5 protein-coding genes are annotated in these 2,942 nt (G+C 32.3%); 2 read left to right on the forward strand and 3 right to left on the reverse strand.

The window, feature by feature from the left end; all coding sequences use genetic code 11:
* Window positions 1-255 precede the first annotated feature (255 nt).
* From AC1DPQ_RS23180 to AC1DPQ_RS23190, 3 genes are read right to left on the reverse strand one after another with little or no spacing between them, the layout of a single operon-like run.
* Window positions 256-408 carry a hypothetical protein gene (locus AC1DPQ_RS23180; RefSeq protein WP_477579799.1) on the reverse strand — a complete coding sequence of 51 codons (153 nt, stop codon included), beginning with the start codon at window positions 406-408 and terminating at the stop codon, window positions 256-258.
* Between the two features lie 2 nt (window positions 409-410).
* Window positions 411-662, reverse strand: a complete 252-nt coding sequence (locus AC1DPQ_RS23185; RefSeq protein ID WP_477611010.1) for a hypothetical protein — start codon at window positions 660-662, stop codon at window positions 411-413.
* Window positions 655-912, reverse strand: coding sequence for a hypothetical protein (locus tag AC1DPQ_RS23190; protein WP_477579802.1), 258 nt, complete (start codon window positions 910-912; stop codon window positions 655-657). Before AC1DPQ_RS23190 ends, AC1DPQ_RS23185 begins: the two co-directional genes overlap by 8 nt.
* 473 nt (window positions 913-1,385) lie before the next feature.
* On the opposite strand from AC1DPQ_RS23190, the gene AC1DPQ_RS23195 reads away from it, so the two are divergent.
* Window positions 1,386-1,757: a BlaI/MecI/CopY family transcriptional regulator gene (locus AC1DPQ_RS23195; RefSeq protein WP_029276221.1), complete on the forward strand. Its 372-nt coding sequence runs from the start codon at window positions 1,386-1,388 to the stop codon at window positions 1,755-1,757.
* On the forward strand, window positions 1,757-2,942 hold a 1,186-nt coding region (locus AC1DPQ_RS23200), incomplete at its 3' end, for a M56 family metallopeptidase (RefSeq protein ID WP_477611011.1). The genes AC1DPQ_RS23195 and AC1DPQ_RS23200, both read left to right, overlap by 1 nt.

Raw genomic sequence — 2,942 nt, forward strand, 5'->3', positions numbered from 1 at the left:
TCTTTAATAGTGTTGACGAAATTCATTGTTATTTCTTTTAAGTATTGCACTTCAAATTTAAGAAGAAATAAATGATAAAAACAAATTAAAATGAATATTTACGAAAAAACCCCATTCAAACGTAATTAAATAGGGTTTTTAATAGCTATTAATGATTTAAGATCACATAAAAAACAAGATAAAAAGTAAGATATTTATATAAAAAGATGAAGAACTTTGAATGTTTTACTATTTATTATTAGCTATTTTTGCTCGTTATTTATCTTTTATAAACGCTTCGTAAGACTTTACAACAGCAAGTAATATGATTGCCTCAATATCGGGCTTAGTGAAGCTTATATCATCTTCAAACTCTGATAAGAACTCATTTGATATACTATCAGCTAATTCGGTTAGTTTCTTAGACATAATTAGTCCCTTGTTATATTGATGAAATTACCTAAAATGCCTAAGTAATACTCTTTGCCATTCTCCCCTCCATAAGTGCCTGTTCTTTTCTTATAATAAACTGWGAATATCAAACCGTTAAAGTATTTCACTATCCTACCGTTAGGGTTATCTAAATGGGATTTTAACGCCTTATCTGATGGGTTAGTTAATAACAACAATAGCACCACACCACCTAGGATATAATGCTTTCTATGTAATTTAATGTTACTCATAACCGTATTTATCCTGACTTTCATTATCTATTGTATCAGGTATTACTTTTTTGATTGCAAACGATATTACATACAAGCTATCATTTGCCCTTATGGTATCTATTCCGTTCATTAATCTAGGTGTTATAACAACATCTTCTGTCTTTTTATCATTTCTTCCTATGAAGAATATTAAAAAACACATTGCAGGGAACAATAAAGTGCCTAACGTAACTTTTACCCACGTTTTAACCCTTTCATTAATTTTCATTTGAATATGAATGCCCTTAGTTCCTATAGGCTTCTAAATAAAGAAGCGTGGAACTGTAGTCTCATTCGCCCTTAAGGCTCTGGAAAAGCCATGCAACAAATAAAGTCCAGTCCACACGCTTGTAGCATGAGGCATTGAAACTCTATTCTTGTTGCACTTGTTAATTTTCCAGATTTTAAGAGCAAGAATAAAAGCTAACGCTTCTGTTTTAAATATGATTAATTATAGTATTCTCTGTGGTATTATATAATTATTTAGTTGTAAACATATTGATTTCAGCAAAATTATCAAATAACATTCACTTAAACGCATGTTTTATCACAAAAAACGGTGAAGTGTCTAAAGGGGATATATGCCTTAAAACAAAATTATTTAGCTGTTTATCAAATGATTACAAATAAAACTATAAAAATAGTTTGAAAACTATTTTTATAGTCGTAACTTCAATTAACCAAACTATAAAAATAGTTGCGATGATAAAAGAACTCACAAAAGCAGAAGAACAGATTATGCTCATCCTTTGGGAGATGGGTGAAGCCTTAGTAAAAGACGTTATCGAAAAAATGAACGAACCCAAACCTGCTTACAACACGGTTTCGACCGTAATTAGGGTTTTAGAAACTAAAGGCTTTGTTGATCATAAAGCTATCGGCAATACGCATATCTACTTCCCCATTATAAAAGAAACTGATTATAAACGCTTTGCATTAGATAAGGTAATGAGCAACTATTTCGAAAACTCTTACGAGAGTCTGGTTTCTTTCCTGGTGAAAGAAAAAAGTATGAGTACTGAAGAACTCAATGAAATTATCCAATTGGCAGAGAAACTTAAAAAAGATAAGTAATGAGCTGGTTATATTATTTACTCGAAGCAAATCTATATTTCGCCTTATTTTATGGCTTTTATAGATTATTCCTCCACAAGGAAACCTTTTATGGCTTAAATAGAAGTTATTTGATTGTTGGCTCAATACTGGCTTTCCTTCTTCCATTTTTTCAGCTGGGTTTCTTAAAAGCACCTGTAATCGAACAGATTGCGATAGCACCCACTACCGAAACGGTTGTTAGCCAGGTAATGATGACTCAAAACCTGCCACTGGAAACTTATCAACCCAGTATCTTCACTATGGACAATGCGATTATTGCGATTTATAGTCTGGCAACCATTGCATTTCTACTTAAAATGCTTTTTAATTTATCCAAAATTATCAGCATGCGTAAACTACCTTCTGTTAAATTGGATAATGGAGTGACACTAATTGATTTAAAGGATTCCAAAATAGCTTTTTCATTCTTCAACCTCCTCTTTTTAGATCCGCAATTAGCGGAAAAAAACACCATACTCAAACACGAGCTGGTACACATTAAACAAAAACATAGTCTGGATGTGCTGTTATTCGAAATCATCCAGATCATCAACTGGTTTAACCCAATCGTTTATCTCGTTAAAAAAGATATCAAGTTAATCCATGAGTACCTGGCCGATGAAGAAACAACGAAATGCGATGTAGAAAAATATCATTATGCGATGTTTTTGATTCAAAATTCAACGGGTATCCAAAACCTAACCCTAACTAACCAAATATTCAGTTCATCAATATTAAAAAAGCGAATTAACATGCTAAATCAAAAGAAATCGGCACATTGGGCAAGGCTCAAGCTGCTACTGGTACTGCCCATTACTGCAGGAATACTATGCATTTCAACCATGGCCTTTACAAAAGATTACGGATTTGTGGACTTGCTGCCAGAGAATTCATCTGGGAAAATTGATCAATTGGATAGCACAATAATTAGGGAAATACTAACAAAAGGTGAATTAGTTGTTACGAATCTAAAACCAATCCCGAACTCAGAAAAAAATGTAAATGTTGAGGCAAATACTAGAGATATGTTTGCCGTTTATTTACACAATACTAAGACCGGACAAAGCCTCTTAGAATTGGATTGGAGTTTAATACCAAGTGGTGTAAATATTAGAGAAGGAAATTATTTTAAAGGAACAAAAGAATTTTCGAAAATTGATACTG

It is taken from the genome of Pedobacter sp. 01T416_2 (genome assembly GCF_056398925.1).

Coding starts and splice junctions, on each gene's coding strand:
- AC1DPQ_RS23190 (WP_477579802.1), bottom strand. CDS start 912: ATGAAAATTAATGAAAGGGTTAAAACGTGGGTAAAAGTTACGTTAGGC.
- AC1DPQ_RS23195 (WP_029276221.1), top strand. CDS start 1,386: ATGATAAAAGAACTCACAAAAGCAGAAGAACAGATTATGCTCATCCTT.
- AC1DPQ_RS23180 (WP_477579799.1), bottom strand. CDS start 408: ATGTCTAAGAAACTAACCGAATTAGCTGATAGTATATCAAATGAGTTC.